Genomic DNA, 25,188 nt, shown 5'->3' with positions numbered 1-25,188 from the left:
CTTTTAAAGCGGCCGTTTAAAACTTATATATAGCTATGGGGAGGAAGAAAATTTTGCTGTAAGAGACGCCCGACGATGGATGATACAATTAGTTTAAAAATGCCAAATAATCATATCAATGTATTCCCATGGAATGAACAATATAATACGGGTATAGCTGAAATTGATGAGCAGCATAAAAAACTGGTTCAGTTGCTTAATGAATTAGCTGGAACTTTAACACAGGATGACAATGATCAAATTCTTTATGCGTTAGATCAATTGGTTGATTATGCGAAATATCATTTTGATTGTGAAGAGAAAATCTGGTCGGAAATTTTTGAAAACGACAGCTGGTTCAAGGGGCATAAAACCAATCATGTGTCTTTTCTACCCGCAATTTTGAAAATGAAAAAGGATCAGGAACATCTTCCTCTTTCTGAAGTTACAGAAAATATGGTTCGATTTCTGATCCGCTGGCTTATTTTTCATATTATCGATGATGATATGAGAATGGCATCCGCTTATAGATATTGTCAGGCAGGAAAACCACTTAGTGAAGCAAAAATGCTGGCAAAGAAAGAAGCATTAGATTCATCCCGTATTCTGATTGATGTGATATTAGATATGTATGAAAGCATTTCATCACATGCGTTAGATTTAATGCGTGAACGCAGCCAACGGAAAAAGGCGGAAGAAAAACTTCAAAAAGCCTATGATGAACTTCAGAAGCTTGCGGTGACTGATAAATTGACAGGTTTGTATAATCGCCATCATTTTGAGCAGATATTTGATAGCGAATTAAAACGTGCTATTCGCGATCAAAAAGCCTTAAGTTTTATCATGTTGGATATTGATCATTTTAAATTGTTGAATGATCATTATGGTCATGCAGAAGGGGATACGGCTTTAGAGAAACTGGGGGTGGAATTGAAACGTCTTTGTCGTCGCCCAACAGATTTTGCATTTCGTTTAGGTGGTGAAGAATTTGGTATTTTGACAGTCGAAGAGAATGATCAGGCTAGTCTTCAATTCGCAGAACTCATCAGGAAGTCCGTGAAAGACTTAGAAATCCCGAACATTTGCTCGATGGTCGCAGATGTCGTGACGATCTCTCTTGGTGTTGTCTCAAAAATCCCAACCGTCGAAGATAGTCTAGATGAATTTATGAAACTAGCTGACGATCGGTTATATCAAGCGAAGACAAATGGCAGAAACCAAGTGGTTGCTGCATAAAGAAAGGCTCCGTTATCGGAGCCTTTTTAATTTACTATGCCAGTTGTTTGCTGACTTTTTTAGCCGTTGTGATACCCGACTTGTGAGCCCCCGCAACTGTTGCCCAGTCATTGTTGCTCATGGCCTCTCCTGCAAACCAGATGCGATTGCCAATGGGTTTTCTTAGTGTTTTTCGTGATCCTGCTCTACCTGGTTCCGCTGATGCATATGCGCCCATGGTAAAGCTGTTATTCGTCCATTCAGATACATTGCCTTTAACGAGTGATTTTCCCACATCACTGCCATACATGCGCTTCAGCTCACCTACCACAAAGTCAAGCGTGGCCTCATCACCTTCCATTGCCATTTGACGGGCAAAATCACCCCCTAAATCACAATAACTGATGCCTGTACCTGCGGCATCAACCAATGCGGCAAAACCTTTTGGTGATCCTTGGCTGACTTCATCAACTTTATAGTGGAAGAAGCCATCTTCACCGACACCAAAGAAATCTTCTTTTAACTGCAACGCTACATGTGTGTAATGACCCATTGTGATATCGTTGAAGGCTTGCTGGGTTTCTACCGGAAGAGGTGGGTCAAACGTAATGGCTTCATTGGCCATAACCCCTGTGGATACAGTAACAATAACCCCTTTGGCAGAAATTGTGCCGGATGCTGTGTCAACTTTTACACCTTGCTCTCCCCATTTGATGGTTTGAACAGGCATGTTGAGCCTGACTGGTACCTCTTGGGCATAATGAGCGAAGAGAGCGCCAAAGCCTTCTTTACAATAATAATCCGTACCACCTTCTACTCCATACCAATCTTTGCAAGAAAAGTGGCTTAAATCTTTCGCCATTTCAAACGGGCCGGTTGCCAGATGAGCTGTATGTTGCCATGCGCCAACGTCTGGTACGATATCGGCTGGTGCAATGTCTCTGCCTGCAGCACCTGCTCGTTCAATGGCCGCAAATGTTTTGCCGACGGCTTGCTGGTATTCTGCATATTCTTCATCGGTTGCATCGCGTGTGCCGATACGTAAAACATCTTCATCCGGGGCTTCATAGATTGTAAAGCCATTTGCCTCCCCATAATCAGCAAAAGGGTTTTCTTCTCTGAAATGTAACCAGTGTGCCCCCATATCAAAAGGAACGCCAAAGATAGATGTATCTGTATGAACGCGTCCGCCAATGCGGTTGGCGGCTTCCAAAACAACAAAAGTCAGGCCTTGTTTTTGTAATTCTTTGGCGGCTGAAATACCTGCTGCACCCGCGCCTACAATGACAACATCAACATCTTGGGCGATAGATGTGCCTAAAATAAGGGGGGCCGCCATCAGGGCTGTGCCACCTTTAAGAATGTTTCTTCTACTAAATTTTTGCATTACATATCCCGAGTATTATTTTATCTATTATAACTGGTAACGGATATGAGTGTAACAAAAGTAAGGAGGATAAACTTCCTTGCGTGCACGCAAAGAGAACCGTCTGCAGTTAGATGTCCTGATTTTGTAGATATTCTTTAGGTGTTAGCCCTGTTTCCTTCTTGAAAGCTTTATAGAAGGAAGAACTTGAATTGAAGCCTGCTTCATAAGCAATATCGAGGATGGATTGGGACGAGGGCATGGAACCTAATGATTTACATATCCATAAAATACGTTGCTGATTAAGCAATTCGAAGAATGTTGTCCCTATATGCTGGTTTAGTACAAAGGAAAGCTTGTTACGTGAAATAGCCGAGTGATTGGCAAGTTTCTGTAACGTAAATCCCGGGTCTGTGAAATTGTTAGGGTCACTTATTAAAGCAAGGATATTATCGTTAATTCCCCCCAAATCATCGAGAGTTAAGCCCAATTTTTTCATGGTTGCCAGCTTTGTTTCTTCTTGATTATCTTCGTTATCGAAGAAGGTGTAATTATCCGTTATGGAAAGAATTTTTCCATCTCTGAATTCAAGTAACTCGGTGCCTTCCATAACAGGCAGACTATTCGGGGCTTTATGTAAGCTATAGGTTAGAAAAGCATGATCTTCATTAATAACTTTGATGCCTGAAATCTCTTTATGAAGGCTGCTTTCAACTTCCATATCATCGGATAGGTAATCGGGTAACTCATCAAAATTGACTGAAGTTTGCTCTGGCATATCAAAATAGATGGCGTTTGGATCAAGCAATTCCAAAACGGCTGCAAAATCCTTATTTCGCCAGCGTTGGATATAAATTTCGATAAGGTCTTTGCGTTTATCTTGCATTCAACTAACTGAGTAAGCTATCCGGTATTATTATCTAGAATAACACTGGACAATAATTGTCATCAGGTTTTTGGTAATTCAAGCGGGCTTTCGCTCAGTAAAACACCGTCTTCATCACAGTAAACATATTGGCCCGGTTCAAATAAAACATTTCCAAAAGCCACAGGGACATCGCTTGCGCCAATACCATTTTTCGTACTTTTAAAAGGGGTGGTACCAAGAGCTTTAACGCCGACATCAACATCACGTAAACGTTCCGCATCACGAATGACACCATTGATGATCATGCCAGCCCAACCATTAGCCTGCATTTTTCCTGCCGTAATGTCGCCAAGCATGGCAGTTCGCATAGACCCGCCTGAATCCACGACTAATACCGCTCCATCTCCTGGACCATGCAGGAAATCTTGTACCTTTTTATTGTCTTCCATAGTTACAACTGTATGGATTTTTCCCGCAAACATCGTTTTTCCACCATAGTCTTTAAAGGGGAGGGTGCAATGTGTGACTTTATTTGGATAGGCGTCTGATAGATCAGTTGTTGGTGCAGCTTTCGCAGCTTTAGACATAGTTTTCTCCAATTTAAAACGTTATGCCCGACCTGTTTAGGAATGCTTCCCTTATGTTTTTATTAAATGAAATATTAAGCTAATTGGTTGGAAAGGCAATAAAATTATATTTGCATTAAGTTCCTCAACTCGTTATCAGGAAATAATGTATTTATACTTTATGCTGCAATGCCAATCGGAGGGGGATATGCATTATTTTCGGTTCCTATTTATTATTCTTGGGTCTCTATTATTAGTAAATTGTCAAACAACTAATATTGCAGAAAATCCCCCGATTGGGGAAGGAGCAATCATGTTGAATGATGATCAGCGTGATAGATACATTGAGTATTTGGCAGCTTATTCTGTCGAGAAATATAGAAATTATCATAGCGCTTTTACAATTAACCCGGATTATCCCGAGAGTCCTGGAGCATATTTCGGAAATCGTACTTCAAAAAAGCGTACTTTCGCAAAAGCTGTTTCAAACTGTGGGCCAGACTGTCTGATATACGCAATAGATCGTAAGGTCGTATGGAAAGACGCGATGGATAAAGCGGAGCTTGATGAAATAGCTGATAATATGGCGGATGGATTTGATATAGAGATAAAATATTTTAATGAAGTTGAATTTGAGCTTTCTGAAAAGCAAAGAAAACGATTCGAGGATCAGTTTATCGCTCAAAAAGCAGAATTGAATAGATTAAATATGGCTTATGCTGTTAGTCCGGACGGTGAAGCGGCTAGTATGATCAGAATAAATAAGAAGAGCTCTGATCAGGAATTAGTAGAAAGAATGGTTCTAGTACAGTGTAACTCCCTTACGGAAAATAATGATTGTGTTGTCTATGCGTATAATCGAACAAGGTATACTGACTAGAGGTGAGTGTTTAAAATTTAGTCAAAGAAACCTTGTGGGATCATTTGATGTTTTTTCTAAAGTTTGATACTTCGAAAATATGATGACTTTACAGATGTTTATAAACAAGCATGAGATACTGTGATTTGTCTGTTAATTTTCTTGGGGAAGGTTGTGTATATGCTTAGAATACTAATCTTTTTCGGTGTGGTAGTTCTGTTAACGGGGTGCTTATCAACATCAGAGTATTATGGGCAAGGGGAGTTAAAAGATAGCTCCCAACTAAAACAAAAATATCTGAAACAAGTATCGTTCACATATTATTGGGGGAAAACCGCGTCGCGATACACTGCTTTTGCAGTTCATATAAATGGCCAGAAAACTGGAATAGGACGTGATATGTCTCCTAGCGCAGCAGCGAACTCGGCACTTGTGCAGTGCGGCGAAGGGTGCAAGCTATTTTCCGAAATGCATGAAGTTGTATGGAGGGAGTTTCATAAGGCTGCAGAGTATAACCAATATAAAGCGATTATAGAGGCTTATGAGGATATAGAGCTTCGTTATTATAAAGATTATGAATTTGTTATCGGCGAAGTACAGCAAGCTGAACTTACAAACAATTATTTTCCTAGTTTGCTAAAACAGAAGAAAGGTCGTCGATGGGTGATCGCATTAAGCCCTGATGGTCAAAGTTACTTTAAGTTTCAACATCTTGATTATCTTCGAGATTGGCGATGGAGAAATGCAAAGAAAATTACATTGGCAGCATGCAATGCAATAAGTGGTCGTGACGATTGCGTCATTTATGCGGAAAATGAAAAAATCTATGAGTAATAAAATATGTGGGTGAGCGTGATGCGTAAATTATTGGTAATGCTTGGTTATATGGGCCTATTGCATGGCTGTATTTCAACATCAGAACTTTATGGCAATGGTAGTTTGGTGGATACTCACCAACTTCGTCAGGCTTATATCGAGCATTTAGCCTATACGACATATACCGGAGAGCTAAACGGTTGGCGTTATACCTCATTTGCCGTGAACCCAAATACAGGGAAGACGGGGAGCGGCAAAGATTATGCACCATCGACCTCTGCGGAAAGAGCATTGGAACGATGCGGTGATGGTTGTTTTCTCTTCGCGGAATTGGGTGAGATTGTTTGGCATGGCTTTGAAAGTAGTGCTGAATATATAAAATTTCGAGAGATTATCCATGATTACGAAGACATTGAACCAACATATTATACGAAGGGTAGTTTTGATTTAGGGGAGTTGCAGCTGGCAGAACTGGAGGAAAACTTTTTCCCTGAAGTGGATTTAAGTAAGTCCTTTCGGAGGATTATTGCGGTGAGCCCCAATGGTAAGAATTTTGGGAAAACTTTTCATATTGATGAGTTCGGTGAATGGCGTTTGCGTCGGGCGATCAAGATTGCAATCGCTGCCTGCAATGCGGCAAGTGGACGAGGTGATTGTGTGATCTACGCACAAGATTATAAAGTTTACCAGTAAGGTTTTGCCAGAATTTTAAATAAAAAGCCCCGCCAGATGATCTGACGGGGCTTTTTTGTTTCTGACTTTTACTTAGGAATTAAGCAACTGTCGCAGCTTTTTCTACGAAAGCAGGGATTTGGTCGAAGTTCATATAACGATAGACATCATCTGCTTGTTCGTTAACGGCCTTCACTTGAGCCAAATATTCTTCTGCTGTCGGGATTTTACCCATCAATGCACAGACAGCCGCCAATTCCGCGGAACCAAGATAGACATTTGTGTCGATCCCTAAGCGGTTCGGGAAGTTACGAGTGGATGTGGACATCGCAGTGGAGCCACGGCGGATTTGTGCTTGGTTCCCCATACATAGGGAGCAACCCGGTGTTTCCATACGTGCGCCCGTTTTACCGAGGATACTGTAATAGCCTTCTTCGGTCAGGATCGCCGCATCCATTTTGGTTGGCGGTGCCACCCATAGGCGTGCAGGAAGATCGGATTGACCATCCAATACTTTACCAGCTGCACGGAAATGACCAATATTTGTCATACAGGAGCCAATAAAGACTTCATCAATGGTGTCGCCGGAAACTTCAGACAACATTTTCACATCATCCGGGTCATTCGGGCAGGCCACGATAGGTTCTTTAATGTCGTTCATGTTGATTTCGATGACAGCTGCATATTCTGCATCTTCGTCACGTTTCATCAATTGAGGATTTGCAATGAAGTTTTCCATCGCCTCAATACGACGACGAAGCGTACGCTCATCATGATATCCTTCTGCGATCATCCATTTCATCAATGTGATGTTGGAGCGCATATATTCGATGATTGGTTCTGGGTTTAAGTCAACTGTACACCCTGCTGCAGAACGTTCCGCAGACGCATCAGACAATTCAAATGCCTGCTCAACTTTCAAGTCAGGCAAGCCTTCGATTTCAAGAATACGGCCAGAGAAGATATTCTTCTTACCTTTCTTCTCAACAGTCAAAAGACCTTGTTGAATGGCGTAATAAGGAATGGCGTTCACCATGTCACGAAGGGTGATACCTTCTTGCAATTCACCGGTGAATTTCACCAAGACAGATTCAGGCATATCCAATGGCATTACACCTGTTGCAGCCGCAAAAGCCACGAGACCAGAACCCGCCGGGAAAGAAATACCCAATGGGAAACGTGTATGGGAATCTCCACCTGTACCAACTGTGTCAGGTAACAATAGACGGTTTAACCAGCTATGGATCACACCATCCAATGGGCGAAGCGCCACACCACCACGTGTTTCAATGAAATCTGGTAATGTTTTATGTGTCTCAACATCTACCAGTTTTGGATAAGCAGATGTATGACAGAAAGATTGCATCACCAAATCAGCGGAGAAGCCGAGGCAAGCCAAATCTTTCAACTCATCACGTGTCATTGGACCTGTTGTATCCTGTGAGCCGACAGTGGTCATTTTAGGTTCGCAATATGCACCTGGACGTACACCTTGACCTTCCGCCAAACCGCAAGCTTTACCAACCATTTTCTGTGCAAGAGAGAAACCTTTGCCTGTTTCTTCTGGTGCTGCTGCAATACGGAAGTGATCTGATGCTGGTAAACCTAATGCTTCGCGAGCACGCGTTGTTAAACCACGACCGATGATCAATGGAATACGACCGCCTGCGCGAACTTCGTCAAAGATCACTTCGGATTTTACTTGGAATTCCGCGATCACTTCACCATTTTTCAAGGCTTTACCTTCATATGGACGAATTTCAACTTCATCACCCATATGCATATCATCAACGGGAACTTCGATTGGTAACGCACCTGCATCTTCCATAGTGTTATAGAAGATCGGCGCCATTTTACTACCTAGACAAACACCACCGAAGCGTTTATTTGGCACGAATGGAATGTCTTCGCCCATCCACCATAAAACAGAGTTTGTCGCAGATTTACGGGATGAACCTGTACCAACAACGTCCCCCACATATGCCAATGGATTGCCTTTGGCTTTTAAATCTTCAATGAACTTGATCGGGCCTCGGATACCTGCATCTTCAGGTTCTATTCCGTCACGTGGGTTTTTCAACATTGCAAGGGCATGCAATGGAATGTCTGGACGGGACCAAGCATCTGGGGCTGGGGACAGATCGTCTGTATTTGTTTCTCCTGTGACTTTAAAAATAGTCACAGTCATGCTTTCAGGCACTTCTGGACGGCTCGTAAACCATTCTGCATTTGCCCAGCTTTCAATCACAGCTTTCGCATTTGCAGAACCAGCTTTTGCCTTATCATTCACATCATGGAAGTAATCAAATACCAATAGTGTCTTTTTCAAGCCTTCTGCTATTGTTTCGCCAACTTCTGTATCGTCAAGCAGGGCAATCATCGGTTCGATGTTGAAACCACCTAACATGGTGCCAAGCAATTCAGCTGCTTTTACTTTTGATACCAATGGGGAGGATTTTTCACCTCTTGCAACTTCCGCAAGGAAGCCTGCTTTGATGCGTGCTGCATCATCTACACCCGCAGGTACGCGGTTTGTGAGTAGGTCTACTAAGAAGTCTTCTTCGCCCGCCGGTGGATTTTGTAATAAGTCAACAAGCGCATTTACTTGTTCAACGGATAGCGGAAGAGCTGGAATTCCAAGCGCAGCGCGTTCCGCTGCGTGTTTGCGATATTCTTCTAGCACTGACAATCTCCGATCAATGTTTGCAAACGTTATTATGAGGCGGCCCTATTCTTCCTTACTTCTATAATTACTAACCGCGAGGCAAGGTGTGGATAGAGGGGGGCCTCCTTTATTTTGTTGTCCACAATACACCATAAAGGGGCTGAAAAGTCCAGTATCTAAACGTAAATATGTTGCTCTGCACAAAAGTGAATTAACTATTTGTTTTTAATGGTTAATGGTCAGTTGTGAAGAAGGTTTTGTGATTGCGAGGCTGTCGCATATTTGATGAAAGATGCCCTGTTTTTGAGATTAGTTTTTTCCAAATCAATTGAGGTTGGCAATCGGGTAAAAAGACTGTTAAGGTCCATGCGGGTCAAGAAGGCCGATAAGGCCTCAAACATATTTTTGGAAATATTTACACCCGATAGTGGGCGGGTAAGTTTTCTGGAGGAAAGAAAATGAAAACAAGAGCGGCAGTTGCCTTTGAAGCAGGTAAACCGTTAGAAGTCGTCGAAGTTGATCTTGAAGGTCCAAAAGCAGGCGAAGTTCTTATTGAAATGAAGGCAACAGGCCTTTGTCATACAGATGAATTCACACGTTCCGGCGCTGATCCGGAAGGTTTATTTCCGGCAATTCTAGGCCATGAAGGCGCTGGTGTTGTTGTTGAAGTCGGTGAAGGCGTCACATCTTTGGAAGTGGGGGATCATGTGATCCCGCTCTATACACCGGAATGTCGTGAATGTTCTTACTGTACATCTGGTCGCACAAACTTATGCCAAGCGATTCGTGAAACACAGGGCCGTGGCGTGATGCCGGATGGTACAAGCCGTTTTTCATATAAAGGTCAGCCAATCTATCACTATATGGGATGTTCGACATTCGCGCAGCATTCTGTAATGCCTGAGATTGCCTTGGCGAAAATTCGCACAGATGCCCCATTTGATAAAGTTTGTTACATTGGATGTGGTGTAACAACAGGTGTTGGTGCGGTTATCAACACTGCGAAAGTGCAGCCGGGCGACAATGTTGTTGTCTTTGGTCTTGGCGGTATCGGCTTGAATGTGATTCAAGGTGCACGCATGGTTGGCGCTGACATGATCGTTGGTGTGGATTTGAACAATGATCGCCGTGAAATGGGTGAAAAATTTGGTATGACCCATTTCGTCAATCCAAAAGAAATTGATGGCGATGTAGTCTCTCATTTGGTTGAGTTGACAGGCGGTGGTGCGGATCATTCCTTCGAATGTATCGGTAATACAACAACCATGCGTCAAGCGTTGGAATGCTGTCATAAAGGTTGGGGCGAAAGCACAATCATCGGGGTTGCCGGTGCTGGTGAAGAAATCTCCACCCGTCCATTCCAGTTGGTAACAGGTCGTGTATGGCGTGGTACAGCATTTGGCGGTGCCAAAGGGCGTACTGATGTGCCGAAGATCGTTGACTGGTACATGGATGGTAAGATCAACATTGACGATTTGATTACGCATGTGATGCCTTTGGATGATATCAACAAAGGTTTCGATTTGATGCATGAAGGTAAATCCATTCGTGCTGTGATCGACTTCTCCATGTAATCAAGGCGTTTTGATCGCATGATATGATTTGAGAAAAGCGTCCGGGGATTTCCTTGGGCGCTTTTTATTTTGAATAATAAGAGGAATAGGTGAGGCGATGAAGGTTATACTTTTCAGTATTATCAGTATCTCTGCGGCCATAATGTCATGGCAAAGCTTTGCTGAAACTGATTTGGATCGTCAGATTGCCTGTGAACGGAAAGTATATGGGCAAGGCGTCGATTTCATTACGGGTGTTGCTTATTCTGCGGAACAAGCCCAGCAAATTTATTCTATCTATTTCGGGACTTATGTTTTACCGAATATCACGGATGATTTGCCGCCGGAAGAAATCGTGAAGCTTTATAAACTTCCGCCTGATTACCCTAATCATTCATCGGATATCGATAGGGATAAATATTTTGATATTCAGTTATATCATGATGCGCGAAAACAAAATCTAGAATGTTTAAATGCGACAGAATGACCTAGTTGGATCTCTATCGCATACAAATGAAATCTTCCATTTAAAGTAAGGTATATATGATGGAACAAATCTCTTCAGTTAAAGTATTTGGTGGTGAACAACGTGTTTATAAGCATGCAAGTTCATCTACGTCTACAGATATGGAATTTGCTGTTTTCTTGCCAGAAGGCGCAGAAGGTCAAAAACTATCTTGTCTGTTTTACCTTTCCGGCCTGACCTGCACTTGGGAAAACATGATGTCCAAGGCAGGCGCGCAGCAATATGCAGCTGCACATAACATGATCCTTGTTGCACCTGATACATCTCCGCGTGGGGAGGATGTGCCGGATGATGAAATGTATGATTTCGGTAAAGGTGCTGGGTTTTATGTGAATGCTACGCAAGAACCTTGGTCCAAGAATTTTCATATGTATGACTATGTGACCAAAGAATTATACAAAATAATCTGTGATGAATTCCCGGTTGATCCAGGTCGTATAGGTATTACAGGTCATTCCATGGGTGGTCATGGCGCATTGACTGTGGCGATGAAGAACCCAGATTTGTTTAAATCTGTTTCTGCATTTTCCCCAATTGTTGCACCAAGCCAAGTACCTTGGGGTGAGAAAGCTTTAGGTGGCTATTTGGGGGCAGATAAATCGGCTTGGTCTGATTATGACGCTTGTGAATTGGTGAAATCCAAAGGTTGGTCTGGTGATATCTTAGTCGATCAAGGTTTGGCCGATAACTTCCTTGAGGAACAGTTAAAATCCCAATTGCTTGAAGAGGCATGTAAAGAAGCAGATGTCTCTCTAACGCTTCGTATGCAAGATGGGTATGATCATTCCTATTATTTCATTGCAAGCTTTATCGAAGATCATATTAAATGGCACGCTGAACGTTTGTCCTAAAATTTGGCAACAAATAAAAGGGATAGAATGTTTCTCTATCCCTTTTAATTTAACTTTAATCAAGCTGCTTCGGCCGCGGGTGTTACCGCTAGTTTTACAACAGCCTCTTTTAGTTTTGTATTGACTTCGTCATCGGTAATTGTACCTGCTGCGTCGTCATATATATCAAAAAAGTTTCCGACTGAAATTGAATCTACTAGATTTGCACCTTGGAAAGATGCACCCTTAGAAGCAGCTTCTAATACCGTTGCGCCACCATTTGGGCCTGGAGAAGTGGATAGGAAAAGTGTTTTCTTTTCCTGAAAAACTTTCATGTTTTCACGTGATGCCCAGTCATAAATATTCTTGTAGGCCACTGAGAAGCTTCCATTATGTTCGGCAAAAGAGATAATGAGTGCGTCTGCTTCTGCAATTTTTGTCAAAAACTGATGGGCAAGAGCCGGAATGCCGCCTTCGTCTTGGCGTTCTTGGCTATAAATAGGTAATTCATAGTCATTAAGATCAAGTGTTTCGATCTCAGCACCGTTTACCAAACTTGCTGTGTATAAAGCTAGTTTTTGATTGATTGAATTTTTACTGTTGCTCGCGCCAAATGCTAAAATTTTCATGATTTCCATCCATTGAGTTATATGTTCGTCTGAACAAAACATAATCGGAAAGATTTCAAATTTACAGATAGTAAAATGATCTTACACTGTTTCCAAAAAATTCCTAATTAAAATTATTAATTATTATTAGGTGTTTATAAAAGTCTAATTAGATGAGTGCGCTATCTTTATTTCAGGGATGAAGCCATTTCTTTCATCATCCAATCCCGTGCTTTTTGAGCAATAGGGCTTAACCCTTCTTCCTTTGGAGTGATCATATACATGGCATTCTGGCTTCTATAGGTGTAAAGCGGCAATCTGATCAATTCGCCTCTCTTGACCATAGGGGCGACAATATGATTCCAACCTAAGCCGATCCCATGTCCGTCCAAGGTTGCTTGTAGACTGATTTCCGCATCATTGAACCTTAGGCCGACATTATGCCCTCGGTGGTTTGGGATGCCTGCATTTCGAAACCATTCGTCCCAGGTTAGACGAATGCGAAAAGGTTCATCCGTATATATCAAACGATGGTTCATTAAATCTGCGTTCCCGGTGATGCTTGGTTTCTCTTTAAGGTAATCGGGATGACAGATGGGGTAGACAAGCTCTTCGGCAAACAGGGTGACATCATATTCAGACCATTTACCATCCCCAAGCCGAATGGAAATATCAATGCCTTCCGTATGTAGGCTTACATCTCTATCCGTTGAATGAAGGCGTAAGGCCACATTGGGAAAAGCTTCTTCAAATAAACTTAACCTTGGTAGCATCCAGAATTGTATGAAAAGAGTGGACCCTGAAATTGTCAGATTTTCGGAAGATTGCCCTACATGTAAATCTTGCGCTGAATAATAGATATGTTGAAGCCCTGCGGTCACATCTTGATAAAAACGCCGACCTTCCTTGGTAAGTTCGATTTTTCGATGACTACGACGGAATAAGGTTTGTCCAAGGCTTTCTTCTAGAAGTTTTACAGCATGGCTGATCGCTGGTTGAGATACATTAAGTTCCTCAGCCGCTTGCGTGAAACTTTTATGGCGTGCGGCAGCTTCAAATGCGAAGAGTGCATTGGCGGAAGGGAGTAGGTTTCGTAAATTTTGCATAAATTATATTTATCCAAATTATGAATTTTTTCAACGGTCACAAATCACAAAATCTATGTTTTCTTTATTTCAGGTCAGAAAAATGATCGCTAACAATAATACAATTTATGAGTGGGAGCATTTAAATGAGCGTAGTAGAAGAACAATCCACCCGGCGTGGTCGTGGCGGTAGTCGCCGCCAACGCGGTGGCAGTGCCGCGGCTGAACGTCCACATCTGGAAGTGCCGTATATTACCCGTAATATTCCACCTTACGAAATTCTTGATGAAGAAAATCTGATTAAGATTGAAAAAACGGCTGATCGTATCTTAGCAGAGGTTGGTATCGAAATTCATGGGGATGATGAGGCAATCCGTTTGTTCACTGAAGCAGGTGCCAAGGCTATGCATGTGGCGGATAGTAAATATAACCTGACTTTTGAGCCGGGTATGCTACGTGAAATCTTGAAGACAGCACCGGAAGTTTTTGAACAAGCATCTCGTAATCCCGCGAATAGGGTGAAGATTGGTGGTCGCTATAGTGTTATGGCTCCAAGCTATGGTTCTCCTTTTGTGATGGATATGGATAAAGGGCGCCGTTATGGCACTTTGGACGACTTTCAAAACTTCATCAAACTCGCTCAATCTAGTCCTTGGTTCCATCATTCGGGCGGAACTGTATGCGAACCCACCGATATTCCAGTGAATAAACGTCATTTGGATATGGTCTATAGCCATATGAAATATTCTGATCGCCCATTTCTTGGTACTGTGATGAAGGCGGAACAGGCACAAGATAACATTGATATGTGTAAGATCTTGTTTGGTGCAGACTTTGTTGACCAAAACACCGTTATTATGGGGAATGTAAATGTAAATTCACCTCTTGTTTGGGATGGTGAAGTAACAAAGGTCATTCGGACTTATGCCGCAGCTGGACAAGGTACTGTGATTGTACCGTTTATTATGGGCGGCGCAATGGGACCGATGGCAATGCCGGGGGCTGTTGCGCAGACTTTGGCTGAAACCATGGTTGGTTGTGCCTTAACCCAATTGGTGCGTCCGGGTGTGCCGACAATCTTTGGTTCCTTTTTGTCATCTATGTCTTTACGAAATGGTAGTCCAACCTTTGGGACACCTGAACCAGCATTGGGTAGTTTGGTGATTGGACAATTGGCGCGTCGATTGAAGTTGCCTTTACGTTGCGCGGGGAATTTCTCTACTTCCAAGGAACCTGATGCACAGGCGATGGTTCAGGGCACAATTTCCTATATGTCAGCAGTTCAATCTGGCGGGAACTTTATGTTGCATTCTGCAGGGTTTTTGGATGGTCTTTTATCTATGTCTTATGAAAAATTCGTGATGGATGCTGATTTATGTGGTGCCATGCATGGATATATGAATGGGATCACCGTGAATGAGAATAGCTTGGCTTTTGAGGCTATCAAAGAAGTTGGGCCAGCACATCATTTCCTAGATTGTCAGCATACGATGCAGAATTACAAAACGGCATATTGGGAAAGTCGTTTAAACGATGATCGACCTTTTGAAACTTGGGATGAAACAGGTCGCGTGAATGCCTTAACCCGTGCAACTGAAAGTTGGAAAAAGACCTTAGGTGAGTATGAAGCACCAGCGTTGGATATCGCCAAAGATCAGGAATTACAGGAATTTATAAAGTTAAAGAAAGAATCTATGCCTGATGCGTGGCATTAAGATCGGGGGGAGCAGATTATGAAAATTACAGATATTAGAGTTACGCATGTGAATGTTCCGTTTGATGCGCCATTTTATTGGTCTGCGGGTCTTTATCCGGGGGCATCCAAATCCATTATCGAAGTTTTTACAGATGAAGGCGTGGTTGGTTTAGGTGAAGCACCATGGTGGCATTTTGGCGAAATCATCAAAGAAGAAATTACCCCAGCTTTGATTGGTGCTGACCCTCTTGATCTGGCGGATTGTGAAGCACGTTGTGTACCGCCTTATCAAATCACGGCGAATACAGGTGAAAATGCTGCAACGGTCGCTTTCGGGGCGGTGGAACTCGCTTTATGGGATATACGCGGTAAGGTTTTTGATATGCCGCTTTATAAACTTCTTGGGGGGGCGGTGCGTAAAGATATTCCTTTTACTGAATATTTTGCCTTTCGTCCTGAACAAAATGGCGCTGGTGGTGAGATGTCGCCAGAGGCAATTACAGAATATTGCCTAAAAATGCGAGAGGAACATGGTTCCACCTTCTTTGAGGGAAAATTGATTTTAGGTGACCCAAATCTCGAAATTAAAACAGTGAAGATGATGCGTGAAGCCCTTGGGGAAGACGCCATGATCCGTCTTGATTCAAATATGCAATGGTCCCTGACCACTGCGCGTTGGGTATTACGAGAAATTGAGCAATATAACATTCGAAACTATGAAGATCCCGTAGCAACTTTTGAGGAAATGGCGGAATTGCGTAAACATTCCATCATTCCTTTCTCAACCCATATTCCGGATTTACGCCGTGCGGTTGATCTTGGGGCGCCAGATTATTTCGTTTGTAATTTTGCTGCCCTTGGTGGGATTTCAAATACCATGAAATTTATTGCAGCTTGTGAGGCGATGGGAAAAGGTTTTTGGTGTTATTCCAATGATTTGGGGATTATGACATCAGCCTATCTGCATGTGGTGGCAGCAACGCCTTGGATTACAGAGCCTTCCCAATCTTTATTCCGTTGGCAAATAGGTGATGTCATTGAAGAGGGGCCTTTCCGTCAAGCCAACAATGTGATCCCTGTGCCAGAAGGGGCAGGGCTTGGCGTTAAATTATGTGCGGAAAGTATGAAGCGTTGGGCGAAGGATTTTGAAGATAATGGCCCGATGAGCCATTTTTATGACCCGAAAAATCCGGGCCGATATCGCAAATTACCATTGAATTAATAGATATAAAAATAATTAAGAATAAAAGAGATCGGGAGAATTTCATGTCCAGTAAAGACCCATTATTGCAACCGTATCAATTAAAGCATTTAACGCTGAAAAATCGGATTATGACGACGTCTCATGAGCCAGCATATCCTGAAGACGGTATGCCAAAAGAACGTTATCGTGCTTATCATGAGGAACGTGCAAAAGGTGGTGTGGCATTGACCATGACCGCAGGATCAGCAGCCGTTTCACGCGATAGTCCCCCCGTTTTTAACAATATTCTAGCATATAAAGACGAGGTTGTGCCTTGGCTAAAAGATGTGGTGGATAGCTGTCATGAACATGGGGCCGCTGTGATGATCCAACTCACCCATCTTGGTCGTCGAACCGGTTGGAATAAAGGGGATTGGTTGCCTGCCGTTAGTCCGTCTCATCTTCGTGAAGCGTCTCATCGGGCTTTCCCAAAGAAAATGGAAGATTGGGATATTGCACGCATTATCGAAGATTATGCTGATGCGGCGGAACGCATGCATGCTGCAGGTATGGATGGCATCGAATTAGAAGCCTATGGTCATTTGATGGATCAATTCTGGTCCCCTGCAACTAATACCCTTGAGAGTGCTTATGGCGGATCATTGGATAATCGCATGCGTTTCACCTTGGATGTCTTATCTGCGATCCGCAAACGTGTCGGTGAAGAATTTATTGTCGGAATTCGTTGTGTGGCGGATGAACAAATGGATGGTGGGTTGACCAAAGAAGAGGGGATGGAAATCTGCACTAAGTTAAAAGATTCCGGCAAGATTGATTTTTTAAATATTATCCGAGGGCATATTGATACTGATCCAGGTTTGACGGACGTGATCCCTGTTCAAGGAATGGCAAATTCCCCGCATCTGGATTTTGCAGGGGAAGTGCGTGAGCATACCAAGTTCCCGACCTTCCATGCAGCGAAAATACCAGATGTGGCAACCGCACGTCATGCTATTGCGGAAGGTAAGCTTGATATGGTGGGGATGACCCGTGCCCATATTGCTGATCCACATATAGTCCGCAAAATAATTGAAGGCCGTGAAGAGGAGATCCGTCCTTGTGTTGGGGCAACTTATTGTTTGGATCGTATCTATCAAGGTGGGGAAGCTCTTTGTATTCATAATGTGGCAACGGGTCGTGAACTATCTGTGCCCCATGTTGCAGAGCCAGCGTCGGAAAAGAAAAAGTTAATCGTCGTTGGTGCTGGTCCTGCCGGTATGGAAGCCGCGCGTGTTGGGGCGGAACGCGGGCATGATGTGACGGTTATCGAGGCAGCAAATAACGCAGGCGGCCAAATTGCCTTAACTGCTTTAAGTGAACGTCGTCGTGAAATGATGAACATTATCGACTGGCGTGTGGATCAGTGTGAACGCATGGGTGTGAACTTTAAGTTTAACACTTGGGCAGAAGCAGAAGATGTGAAGGCAATGGACCCTGATATGGTGGTGATTGCGACCGGTGGTATGCCAGATACTGAAGTTCTGACATCAGGGAATGATTTGGTTGTTTCTGGTTGGGATATTATTTCAGGTGACGCCAAGCCGGGACAAAATGTATTGCTGTATGATGATGCAGGGGACCATGTGGCTATGCAGGCCGCAGAGGTCTTGGCGAAATCTGGCGCAAGTGTAGAGATCATGACTCCCGATCGGACATTTGCGCCAGATGTTATGGCGATGAATTTGACGCCCTATATGCGAGAACTTCAAAAACGTGATGTGACTTTTACAGTGACCTATCGCCTAAAAGAAATACATCGCGAGGGCAATCAATTACGAGCTGTCTATGGCAGTGATTATAGTGATTTAACCAAAGAAAAAATGTTCGACCAAGTGATTGTAAACCATGGAACATTACCATTGGACGACATTTATTTCGACCTGAAACCGGATAGCGTGAATTTAGGGGAATTAGATCATCAGGCCTTACTTGCCCATAAACCACAGCAAGTGAATTCTAATCCTGATGGTAAATTCCAACTTTTCAGAATCGGTGATGCGGTTTCAGCAAGAAATACCCACGCAGCCATCTATGATGCGATGCGTTTAATGAAAGATAACTAACCCTCACTACCCACTCTTAGTTAGGTATTTTTCATGTTAACTGGCTGTGTCTATCTCTTAAGGCACAGCCAATTTTTTTCTACGCTGTAACTTGTTGAATTGGTTTCAACATATTCATACGCAAGTTCATGACGGGTTCATTCGGAGATAAGGTATCCTGTGCATTTTCAAAGTAATGATTAATATAGTTTTCTGATTTTTGAATCAAAGCTCGATAAAGATCAGCGAAAAGATCATAAGCTTTGTAACCAATCCAGTCATTTGGCAGTAAATAGGCAGGTAGGCGCGGATCTTTAAAAATGATACGACGGTATTCATGCACTAATATCTGACGAAGGATTAGCTGTTCCAAATCACTTAGACTATCCCCGAATGGCAGGCATGTATGTATTGTGCTGAACTGATCAATAAAACTTTGATATTGCTCGGTAAGATCATCAAGGTTCCAACCTTTGGTGAGATGGGATAGGTCATCTAATTGGTCTGTGATCATGTCTAGATTAGCGGTGAAAGTGACACCCGCATAATCTTTCAAACTATCTCCGAATACATAGTAAAGTGCGTTTTGGCAGTCGCCGGGTTTCATAAATAAACCATGGATAGGATCGCCAAATCCAATACGTTCCATTTTCCGTTTTAAATCTTCACGATTAACGGTGGATAAATTTAGCACGCACGTCCATAAATCATTTTCAAGCTTGGGGGATGAATAGATTATACTTGCAGCGTGATGAAATTCTGTACGGCTACGATCACTTAGCTTGTAATAGCTTTTACGGCCAATTTTAGAACCCGTGATGCGATTGCTTGAAACCAGCCGGGATACGGCGGTGCGTACCAAGGATTCACTGATACCAACTTCATTGCAAAAGGCGATGATATCGCCCATCCATACGTCTCCGTTCCTCGGTAAAATTGCATCGCCATATAAGGTGATAATGAAAGAGCCTGCCCGAATGGGGCGTTTCTCAGAGAAGCGTGAAATCAGAGATTTTGTATGCGTTGATGCGTTCATCACGGCGAATCCTGCCAAACCTATAGAAAGGATATTATGACGGGTTTTTCTTTTGAATTCAACCCTGTAGGATGGATATTGCTAGAATGAAAAAGAACGGCCTTGTGACTCAGGACTTGCACAAGGCCATTAAGGATAGTTGCGTTTATTATAGTTCTAGGTTGGGTTTCTTTATACTTCGCCTGTATATTCGCCACGTGCTGGATAATCGTTGGCGATGACAAAATCTAATGCACCAAGCATCTCTTTAAATACTGGGCGTACGAACGGCATGGTTTGTACAGACGCGTAATATAGGGTTTGATCAGGTTTTACGAGGAATACACCTGGTTCGGAAAAAAGATCAGGTTCCATGATCCCGATGGATGTTTTGCCACGTGATGTAGAAATGGATAATCCCCATTCCTTTGCCTTAGCGAGTGGCAAATCATATGCAACGCGCAAGTTTGTTGCCCCAATTTTATCAGCCATTTCTTTAGCGCGTTCTTCGCCATCACTACTAACGGCAATAATCTTGACACCTTTAGCCGCGAAATCTTCACTTAAGCGTTCCAATTCTTTTAGGTATGTTGCGCAAATTGGGCAATGAAGACCACGATAGAAAACAACTAAAGAGAAGTTTTCCGGTGCATCGGTTGATAATTTGTAGTCCCCATGTGATACGGTTGGAAGGGCAAGATCCGGAGTTTCTTTACGCGGTAAAAGCATATCTTTTAATCCTAATAATGAGTCATGAAATATGTGATTAGGTTGACAATATTTTACTTTAAGGTACATTTGGTGTTTAAAAGTTATCAAAAAGTACATTATTATGTCAGAAGAAAAACTAGATCGCTTATCAGCATTAATCGCACAGTTTCAGATAGAGGCTCATGTTTTAACACGGCCTGATTATCAACAAGGTAATTTCTTTATTATTCAGGAAAAGCAGTGTGAGGATTACAACGCTTGTCGCTTGTTTTATTATCCTCATAAAGCCATGGAAGAAGCTATTAAATTTCCTTTTCCGGAAGAAAAGATGCTGGTTGCTGCTTGTATTGATACAGGTGGGAACAGTAATCCAGTAACGTTAGCGTTGCCTAATGTGGTGGAAATTTATTTGGGAGATGATAAGGCCTTACAAGATGTGAGTAATATCCTGCTAGAGGAAGCTATGGCGTCACGTTGTGGTGGACAGGCGGTGATTAATCGACTGTGTGAGGTTGTAATGATCCGATTGATGCGTCATTTAATTGAAGCTGGTAAAACTGAAGTTGGGTTGTTGGCAGGATTGGCGCATCCGGGGCTTTCACGTGCCATTGTGGCTATGCATGAAAACCCGGAAAAAGAACTACAATTGGAAGATTATGCCCATATAGCCGCTATGTCGCGTACACATTTTGTAAATAATTTTAGAAAACTTGTTGGTGTGACACCGGGACAATATCTGTCTAACTGGCGTTTAACTTTAGCTCATATGCATTTGAAGCGTGGAATGCCTGTGAAGACTGTTGCCTCAAAAGTTGGATTTTCAGGCTCACCCGCTTTCTCACGTGCCTTTGTGAACCGCTTTGGAGTTTCTCCACGTGAATTTGTCCAAAATGGTTTGAGTAACTAACCTTCAAATAATTTTAGATCAAAGGTCGATAAACCTTTGTTTGATTTGTGTGTTGGCTCTGTGAATACTTCGTGTTTGTTGAGGTATATTATTTCGGGTCATAATCATGGATGAATTCGACTATATAATTGTGGGGGCAGGTTCCGCAGGTTGCGCCTTGGCGGATAGGCTTTCGGAAAACTTAAAATATCGCATTTTAATTGTTGAAGCTGGTGGTTCTGATCATAGTCCGTGGATCAAAATACCAATTGGATATGGTATTAATTTTTATAATAAAAACGTGAACTGGAAGTTCCAGATGCAGCCGGATGCGGGGTTGAATGGACGAAAAGCATATTGTCCACGTGGTAAGGTTGTTGGTGGATCAAGTTCTATAAACGCAATGGTTTATTTCCGAGGCCTTCCTCATGATTTTACGGATTGGAAAGAAGCAGCAGGAAACGGTTGGGGGTGGGAAGATGTGCGCGCCGAATATGACAAGCTGGAAACCCGTGTTTCGGTCAAAGGAAAAGTAACAGGTAATGGCCCCTTATTTGTTAGCGATGTGAATGACCAATGCCATCCGACAACCAAGTATTTCTTTGAGGTAGCAAAAGAGCTTGGTCTACCCATAACGAATGATATGCATGCCAAGAATGAAGGCATCGCCAATTATCAACTTAACACCAGAAAAGGTATGCGTTGGTCTGCAGCCGATGCGTTTTTACGTCCGGCCTTAAAACGAAAAAATGTGAAACTCGTCTCTCATGCACGCACTCATAAAATCTTGTTTAAAGGTAAACGTGCTGTTGGTATCGCTTATGAGAAAAACGGCATGATGCATAACGTAAAAGCTAACAAGGAAGTTGTCCTGTCAGCTGGTGCCATTCATAGCCCACAAATCCTACAATTATCCGGTATCGGTCCCGCAAATAATCTGAAAGCTCTTGGCGTTGATGTTGTTCATGCAAATGAGGCTGTTGGAGGAAATATGCAGGATCATTTGGCCTCGAGCTTCTATTTCAAAGCAACAGAACCGACTTTGAATAATAAACTTGCACCATGGTGGGGGAAAGCTTTGGCAGGGATGCAATATGTGTTAACGCGCCGTGGTCCGTTAAGTTTAAGTGTCAACCAATGTGGGGGCTTTGTGAGGTCAAGTGAAAATGTATCTGCTCCAGATATGCAGCTCTATTTAAATCCCGTAACTTATACAACTTCAGTTGATGATGGTATAATCATTCCAGATAGCTTTCCGGGGTTTATTACATGCTTCCAACCTTGCCGTCCAACTAGTCGGGGGCGTGTGGATATTGCTTCTGCTAATGTGGAAGATGCACCATTGATTAAGCCAAATTTCCTATCTACGAATAAGGATATGGAAGATATATTGGCAGGTACGAAATTGATGAAGAAAATCGTCAATTCAAAAGCATTACAGCCATTAATTAAATCCTCGATGTATCAAGATATCAATGATCTTATCGATGATGAGGCGATGATTAACGATTTCAAAGAAAGATGCGGTACAGTCTATCATCCTGTTTCTACCTGTATGATGGGCAGTGACGAAAATAACAGTGTTGTGGATCATCGCCTTAAGGTGCGCGGCATAGAAGGTCTTCGCGTGGCGGATGCCTCAATCTTTCCGAATGTAACATCCGGTAATACCAATGCGCCCTCTATTATGGTTGGTTCAAAGGCAGGCCGTTTGATACTTGAGGATGCTAAGCAATAAAAATGAGGTGCAGTTTTGTATGAACAAATTGCACCTTATAAGTTGATTAATAGGGCACTTGTTAGGAAAGTAATCTTTCTTCAAATGGGAATTGGGACAGTAATTTTATGCCGTTTTCGGTGATTAGAACTTGTTGTTCTAACTTCACACCTTCATGACCGCCATCTTCGCCAATATAGCTTTCTACACAAATGGTCATACCCGGTAGGATCACACCGTCATAGCCGGCATCCTCAAAATCAGCGCGATGATAAAGATATGGATATTCTCCGGTCATACCTACACCATGTGAGGACAGGTAGTAGCGGTTTGCGTGATATTTTTCCGGAATATCCCATGCTTTTTCAGAATATTCTTTGAACGTCATGCCTGCATGCAGGATATCCATATTATGATGAACTTGTTCATAGGCTATTTGATATAAAGTTTTTTGTATTTCAGTTGGTTTTTCTGGCCCTACATGGAAAGTCCTGGAGAAATCAGAATAATAACCATGGCACCCGACCACATCTGTATCTAACGCAACGAGCTCATTAGCCCCGATCACACGGGATGATGTTTCCTGGAACCATGGATTGGTTCGATAGCCGGAACTCAATAAACGGGTCTCACAATAATCTCCATTTTGGGCAATGATTGCCTGATGAAGGACGGACCAAAGTTCGTTTTCTGTAATACCCGGCTTGATAGCATCACGCAAAGCGGCAACGCCGCGTTCTGTGGCGCGAAGGGAGGCAATCACACACTTGATTTCCTCATCAGATTTAATTGCACGTGCCATTTCAACGGGTTCTTGGGCATCAACAATGTTCAAGCCCTCCGCATGAAGGTCAATAGCTGCGCCTGCATTCATGCGTTCTAAACCAATTTTTACATTGTCACCTAGAAAACTCCGTATGGTGTCGGCCATATCTTTCGCCCATTTACGTTCGCGTGACCCGATATCTTTTCCTGCAGCAACAAAGCTTGCGGTCATAGCTGGGCGAACTTCGGTGATGGTTTCAAAATCATCTGCTAAGTGCATACACCCCGTGAACTCGTAAAGGACAGAATGATCAGCGGTTAAAAGCAGATAGCGAGATGGTGTGTTGCGGGCAGAGAATATCTGCATATTTCGAGTTCCAGTGGCATAACGAATGTTCACTGGGTCAGATAATATTACGGCCCCAATATCACGAGCAGCCATTTCTTTTCGGACTTGGGCTTGGCGATAAAGACGTACAGCCTTTAAATCTATATCCTCTGATTCCGGTGCTAAATCCAAAAGGGCTAAGTCTTTTAAATCGCCCCGTTCTGCATGCCAGTCTAATTCAGTCATTCTTGTTAATCCTGCTATTTGGTTTATCAAGAATATGCTATGAATAACTTTAAATATGATCAACTAGACTAATAATTGGTTTCTAGGATAATCTAAAATTATGAAAAGATATCGTTCGACTTTACCACCCCTTGATAGTTTCATCTTTTTTGAGGCGGCAGCCCGCATGCGAAGCTTTACTCATAGTGCTTCGGAATTACATGTTTCTCAAGCTGCTGTAAGTAACCGTATCAAGGAACTTGAAGAAATTCTAAAAACTCCGTTATTTGAAAGAGATGGACGGAAATTGTCCTTAACCAAGGAAGGGCAGACTCTTTATGAGAAAACCGCTATGGCGTTAGAATTCTTGCAAGAGGCTTGCAATGCGACCCAACGGGGACAACAAGTAGAAGCAATCCGCATCTCAGCCTTGAGTGCAGTCTCTCACTTCTGGTTGGGCGATCGTTTGCGACAGTTGCAGTTAGACGGATTTGAAGCGCAGACTATCCATCAAAGCAGTGATCGACTTTCTGATCTGTTGGACGAAGATAATGATCTGGCGATTTTATACGGATATGGAGATACCCCAGGTTGGTCTTCGAAGCTGTTATTTGAAGAAGTTTTGTTCCCTGTGGCGGCGCCAGAATATCTTAACAATCTAGAAAGTTGTTCAAAAGCCACTTTGTTGGACTATGAACGCAAAGGGCCGGATTGGACGAATTGGCAGAATTGGATCGAGGCAACTGGTAATACAGTTTATAAAGATTGCAGGTTGCTAACCTGTCACAGTTATGTGAATGCAGTTGGAGAGGCGATGAAAGGGCAAGGAATTGCACTTGGCAGTTACAGCCTTTTGGAAAATCAATTGGCCTCTAACCAATTGCAACGGGTAGGGCATGCAGAATTTAAAACAAATAGAGGTTATTATTTAGCTTTTAACAAGCGTAAAAAG

The 25,188-nt window shown here is 42.7% G+C and carries 22 protein-coding genes; 13 read left to right on the top strand and 9 right to left on the bottom strand.

Features of this window, described 5'->3' with window-relative positions; all coding sequences use genetic code 11:
• Window positions 1-75: 75 nt before the first annotated feature.
• Window positions 76-1,215, top strand: a complete 1,140-nt coding sequence (locus E1160_RS07855; RefSeq protein ID WP_155154594.1) for a GGDEF domain-containing protein — start codon at window positions 76-78, stop codon at window positions 1,213-1,215.
• Between the two features lie 34 nt (window positions 1,216-1,249).
• On the opposite strand, the gene E1160_RS07850 is transcribed toward E1160_RS07855, so the two are convergent.
• From E1160_RS07850 to rraA, 3 genes are all read right to left on the bottom strand, one after another.
• Window positions 1,250-2,581, bottom strand: a complete 1,332-nt coding sequence (locus E1160_RS07850; protein WP_155154593.1) for a flavin monoamine oxidase family protein — start codon at window positions 2,579-2,581, stop codon at window positions 1,250-1,252.
• A 109-nt stretch (window positions 2,582-2,690) separates the two neighbouring features.
• Complete coding sequence (locus E1160_RS07845; RefSeq protein ID WP_155154592.1) at window positions 2,691-3,446, bottom strand: helix-turn-helix domain-containing protein; 756 nt, start codon at window positions 3,444-3,446, stop codon at window positions 2,691-2,693.
• 62 nt (window positions 3,447-3,508) lie between these two features.
• Complete coding sequence (rraA, locus tag E1160_RS07840; protein ID WP_155154591.1) at window positions 3,509-4,015, bottom strand: ribonuclease E activity regulator RraA; 507 nt, start codon at window positions 4,013-4,015, stop codon at window positions 3,509-3,511.
• Window positions 4,016-4,307: 292 nt separating this feature from the next.
• Here rraA and E1160_RS07835 point away from each other — a divergent pair, with 292 nt between their 5' ends.
• The 3 genes from E1160_RS07835 (at window position 4,308) to E1160_RS07825 (ending at window position 6,362) form a co-directional block, all read left to right on the top strand.
• Window positions 4,308-4,874, top strand: coding sequence for a hypothetical protein (locus E1160_RS07835; protein ID WP_155154590.1), 567 nt, complete (start codon window positions 4,308-4,310; stop codon window positions 4,872-4,874).
• Between the two features lie 378 nt (window positions 4,875-5,252).
• A complete protein-coding gene (locus E1160_RS07830; RefSeq protein ID WP_155154589.1) occupies window positions 5,253-5,687 on the top strand; it encodes a hypothetical protein in 435 nt (144 codons plus the stop codon).
• Window positions 5,688-5,708: 21 nt separating this feature from the next.
• A complete protein-coding gene (locus tag E1160_RS07825) occupies window positions 5,709-6,362 on the top strand; it encodes a hypothetical protein (RefSeq protein WP_155154588.1) in 654 nt (217 codons plus the stop codon).
• A gap of 79 nt (window positions 6,363-6,441) precedes the next feature.
• Here E1160_RS07825 and acnB read toward each other — a convergent pair whose 3' ends face one another.
• Window positions 6,442-9,024, bottom strand: a complete 2,583-nt coding sequence (gene acnB, locus E1160_RS07820) for a bifunctional aconitate hydratase 2/2-methylisocitrate dehydratase (RefSeq protein WP_328597137.1) — start codon at window positions 9,022-9,024, stop codon at window positions 6,442-6,444.
• 440 nt (window positions 9,025-9,464) lie between these two features.
• Here acnB and E1160_RS07815 point away from each other — a divergent pair, with 440 nt between their 5' ends.
• The 3 genes from E1160_RS07815 (at window position 9,465) to fghA (ending at window position 11,936) form a co-directional block, all read left to right on the top strand.
• Window positions 9,465-10,580: an S-(hydroxymethyl)glutathione dehydrogenase/class III alcohol dehydrogenase gene (locus E1160_RS07815; protein WP_155154586.1), complete on the top strand. Its 1,116-nt coding sequence runs from the start codon at window positions 9,465-9,467 to the stop codon at window positions 10,578-10,580.
• Window positions 10,581-10,677: 97 nt separating this feature from the next.
• Window positions 10,678-11,046 carry a hypothetical protein gene (locus tag E1160_RS07810; RefSeq protein ID WP_155154585.1) on the top strand — a complete coding sequence of 123 codons (369 nt, stop codon included), beginning with the start codon at window positions 10,678-10,680 and terminating at the stop codon, window positions 11,044-11,046.
• A gap of 59 nt (window positions 11,047-11,105) precedes the next feature.
• Entirely contained in the window at window positions 11,106-11,936 is an 831-nt protein-coding gene (fghA, locus tag E1160_RS07805) for an S-formylglutathione hydrolase (RefSeq protein WP_218048781.1), read from the top strand.
• A gap of 59 nt (window positions 11,937-11,995) precedes the next feature.
• Here fghA and E1160_RS07800 read toward each other — a convergent pair whose 3' ends face one another.
• Together E1160_RS07800 and E1160_RS07795 are read right to left on the bottom strand one after the other, a co-directional pair.
• Complete coding sequence (locus tag E1160_RS07800; RefSeq protein WP_155154583.1) at window positions 11,996-12,544, bottom strand: NADPH-dependent FMN reductase; 549 nt, start codon at window positions 12,542-12,544, stop codon at window positions 11,996-11,998.
• 167 nt (window positions 12,545-12,711) lie between these two features.
• Entirely contained in the window at window positions 12,712-13,629 is a 918-nt protein-coding gene (locus E1160_RS07795; RefSeq protein WP_155154582.1) for a LysR substrate-binding domain-containing protein, read from the bottom strand.
• 125 nt (window positions 13,630-13,754) lie between these two features.
• Here E1160_RS07795 and E1160_RS07790 point away from each other — a divergent pair, with 125 nt between their 5' ends.
• The 3 genes from E1160_RS07790 to E1160_RS07780 are packed head-to-tail and all read left to right on the top strand — an operon-like array spanning window position 13,755 to window position 18,610.
• Window positions 13,755-15,323, top strand: coding sequence for a trimethylamine methyltransferase family protein (locus E1160_RS07790; RefSeq protein ID WP_155154581.1), 1,569 nt, complete (start codon window positions 13,755-13,757; stop codon window positions 15,321-15,323).
• 18 nt (window positions 15,324-15,341) lie between these two features.
• Window positions 15,342-16,526, top strand: coding sequence for a mandelate racemase/muconate lactonizing enzyme family protein (locus E1160_RS07785; RefSeq protein ID WP_155154580.1), 1,185 nt, complete (start codon window positions 15,342-15,344; stop codon window positions 16,524-16,526).
• A gap of 44 nt (window positions 16,527-16,570) precedes the next feature.
• Entirely contained in the window at window positions 16,571-18,610 is a 2,040-nt protein-coding gene (locus E1160_RS07780; RefSeq protein ID WP_155154579.1) for an NADH:flavin oxidoreductase, read from the top strand.
• A 79-nt stretch (window positions 18,611-18,689) separates the two neighbouring features.
• On the opposite strand, the gene E1160_RS07775 is transcribed toward E1160_RS07780, so the two are convergent.
• Together E1160_RS07775 and E1160_RS07770 are read right to left on the bottom strand one after the other, a co-directional pair.
• On the bottom strand, window positions 18,690-19,625 hold the full coding sequence (locus E1160_RS07775; RefSeq protein WP_155154578.1) for a PaaX family transcriptional regulator: 936 nt from the start codon (window positions 19,623-19,625) through the stop codon (window positions 18,690-18,692).
• A 171-nt stretch (window positions 19,626-19,796) separates the two neighbouring features.
• Complete coding sequence (locus tag E1160_RS07770; protein ID WP_155154577.1) at window positions 19,797-20,333, bottom strand: peroxiredoxin-like family protein; 537 nt, start codon at window positions 20,331-20,333, stop codon at window positions 19,797-19,799.
• A gap of 103 nt (window positions 20,334-20,436) precedes the next feature.
• Here E1160_RS07770 and E1160_RS07765 point away from each other — a divergent pair, with 103 nt between their 5' ends.
• Window positions 20,437-21,222: an AraC family transcriptional regulator gene (locus E1160_RS07765; RefSeq protein ID WP_155154576.1), complete on the top strand. Its 786-nt coding sequence runs from the start codon at window positions 20,437-20,439 to the stop codon at window positions 21,220-21,222.
• A gap of 106 nt (window positions 21,223-21,328) precedes the next feature.
• Complete coding sequence (locus E1160_RS07760; RefSeq protein WP_155154575.1) at window positions 21,329-22,939, top strand: GMC family oxidoreductase; 1,611 nt, start codon at window positions 21,329-21,331, stop codon at window positions 22,937-22,939.
• 61 nt (window positions 22,940-23,000) lie between these two features.
• Here E1160_RS07760 and E1160_RS07755 read toward each other — a convergent pair whose 3' ends face one another.
• Window positions 23,001-24,257: a M24 family metallopeptidase gene (locus E1160_RS07755; protein ID WP_155154574.1), complete on the bottom strand. Its 1,257-nt coding sequence runs from the start codon at window positions 24,255-24,257 to the stop codon at window positions 23,001-23,003.
• A 100-nt stretch (window positions 24,258-24,357) separates the two neighbouring features.
• Here E1160_RS07755 and E1160_RS07750 point away from each other — a divergent pair.
• Window positions 24,358-25,188, top strand: an 831-nt coding sequence (locus E1160_RS07750) for a LysR family transcriptional regulator (RefSeq protein ID WP_155154573.1), incomplete at its 3' end; no start/stop codon positions are given.

The sequence above is a fragment of the Curvivirga aplysinae genome (genome assembly GCF_009711445.1).
Classification (GTDB): Bacteria; Pseudomonadota; Alphaproteobacteria; order UBA8366; family Aestuariispiraceae; genus Curvivirga; species Curvivirga aplysinae.
The sequence above is the reverse complement of the archived record's forward strand: the minus strand, read 5'-3'. Positions and strand labels throughout refer to the sequence as shown.

Excerpts from the sequence above, each read along its gene's own strand:
- E1160_RS07855 (WP_155154594.1), top strand. The coding sequence starts at position 76 with ATGGATGATACAATTAGTTTAAAAATGCCAAATAATCATATCAATGTA.
- E1160_RS07850 (WP_155154593.1), bottom strand. The coding sequence starts at position 2,581 with ATGCAAAAATTTAGTAGAAGAAACATTCTTAAAGGTGGCACAGCCCTG.
- E1160_RS07845 (WP_155154592.1), bottom strand. The coding sequence starts at position 3,446 with ATGCAAGATAAACGCAAAGACCTTATCGAAATTTATATCCAACGCTGG.
- rraA (WP_155154591.1), bottom strand. The coding sequence starts at position 4,015 with ATGTCTAAAGCTGCGAAAGCTGCACCAACAACTGATCTATCAGACGCC.
- E1160_RS07835 (WP_155154590.1), top strand. The coding sequence starts at position 4,308 with ATGTTGAATGATGATCAGCGTGATAGATACATTGAGTATTTGGCAGCT.
- E1160_RS07830 (WP_155154589.1), top strand. The coding sequence starts at position 5,253 with ATGTCTCCTAGCGCAGCAGCGAACTCGGCACTTGTGCAGTGCGGCGAA.
- E1160_RS07825 (WP_155154588.1), top strand. The coding sequence starts at position 5,709 with ATGCGTAAATTATTGGTAATGCTTGGTTATATGGGCCTATTGCATGGC.
- E1160_RS07815 (WP_155154586.1), top strand. The coding sequence starts at position 9,465 with ATGAAAACAAGAGCGGCAGTTGCCTTTGAAGCAGGTAAACCGTTAGAA.
- E1160_RS07810 (WP_155154585.1), top strand. The coding sequence starts at position 10,678 with ATGAAGGTTATACTTTTCAGTATTATCAGTATCTCTGCGGCCATAATG.
- fghA (WP_218048781.1), top strand. The coding sequence starts at position 11,106 with ATGGAACAAATCTCTTCAGTTAAAGTATTTGGTGGTGAACAACGTGTT.
- E1160_RS07800 (WP_155154583.1), bottom strand. The coding sequence starts at position 12,544 with ATGAAAATTTTAGCATTTGGCGCGAGCAACAGTAAAAATTCAATCAAT.
- E1160_RS07795 (WP_155154582.1), bottom strand. The coding sequence starts at position 13,629 with ATGCAAAATTTACGAAACCTACTCCCTTCCGCCAATGCACTCTTCGCA.
- E1160_RS07790 (WP_155154581.1), top strand. The coding sequence starts at position 13,755 with ATGAGCGTAGTAGAAGAACAATCCACCCGGCGTGGTCGTGGCGGTAGT.
- E1160_RS07785 (WP_155154580.1), top strand. The coding sequence starts at position 15,342 with ATGAAAATTACAGATATTAGAGTTACGCATGTGAATGTTCCGTTTGAT.
- E1160_RS07780 (WP_155154579.1), top strand. The coding sequence starts at position 16,571 with ATGTCCAGTAAAGACCCATTATTGCAACCGTATCAATTAAAGCATTTA.
- E1160_RS07775 (WP_155154578.1), bottom strand. The coding sequence starts at position 19,625 with ATGAACGCATCAACGCATACAAAATCTCTGATTTCACGCTTCTCTGAG.
- E1160_RS07770 (WP_155154577.1), bottom strand. The coding sequence starts at position 20,333 with ATGCTTTTACCGCGTAAAGAAACTCCGGATCTTGCCCTTCCAACCGTA.
- E1160_RS07765 (WP_155154576.1), top strand. The coding sequence starts at position 20,437 with ATGTCAGAAGAAAAACTAGATCGCTTATCAGCATTAATCGCACAGTTT.
- E1160_RS07760 (WP_155154575.1), top strand. The coding sequence starts at position 21,329 with ATGGATGAATTCGACTATATAATTGTGGGGGCAGGTTCCGCAGGTTGC.
- E1160_RS07755 (WP_155154574.1), bottom strand. The coding sequence starts at position 24,257 with ATGACTGAATTAGACTGGCATGCAGAACGGGGCGATTTAAAAGACTTA.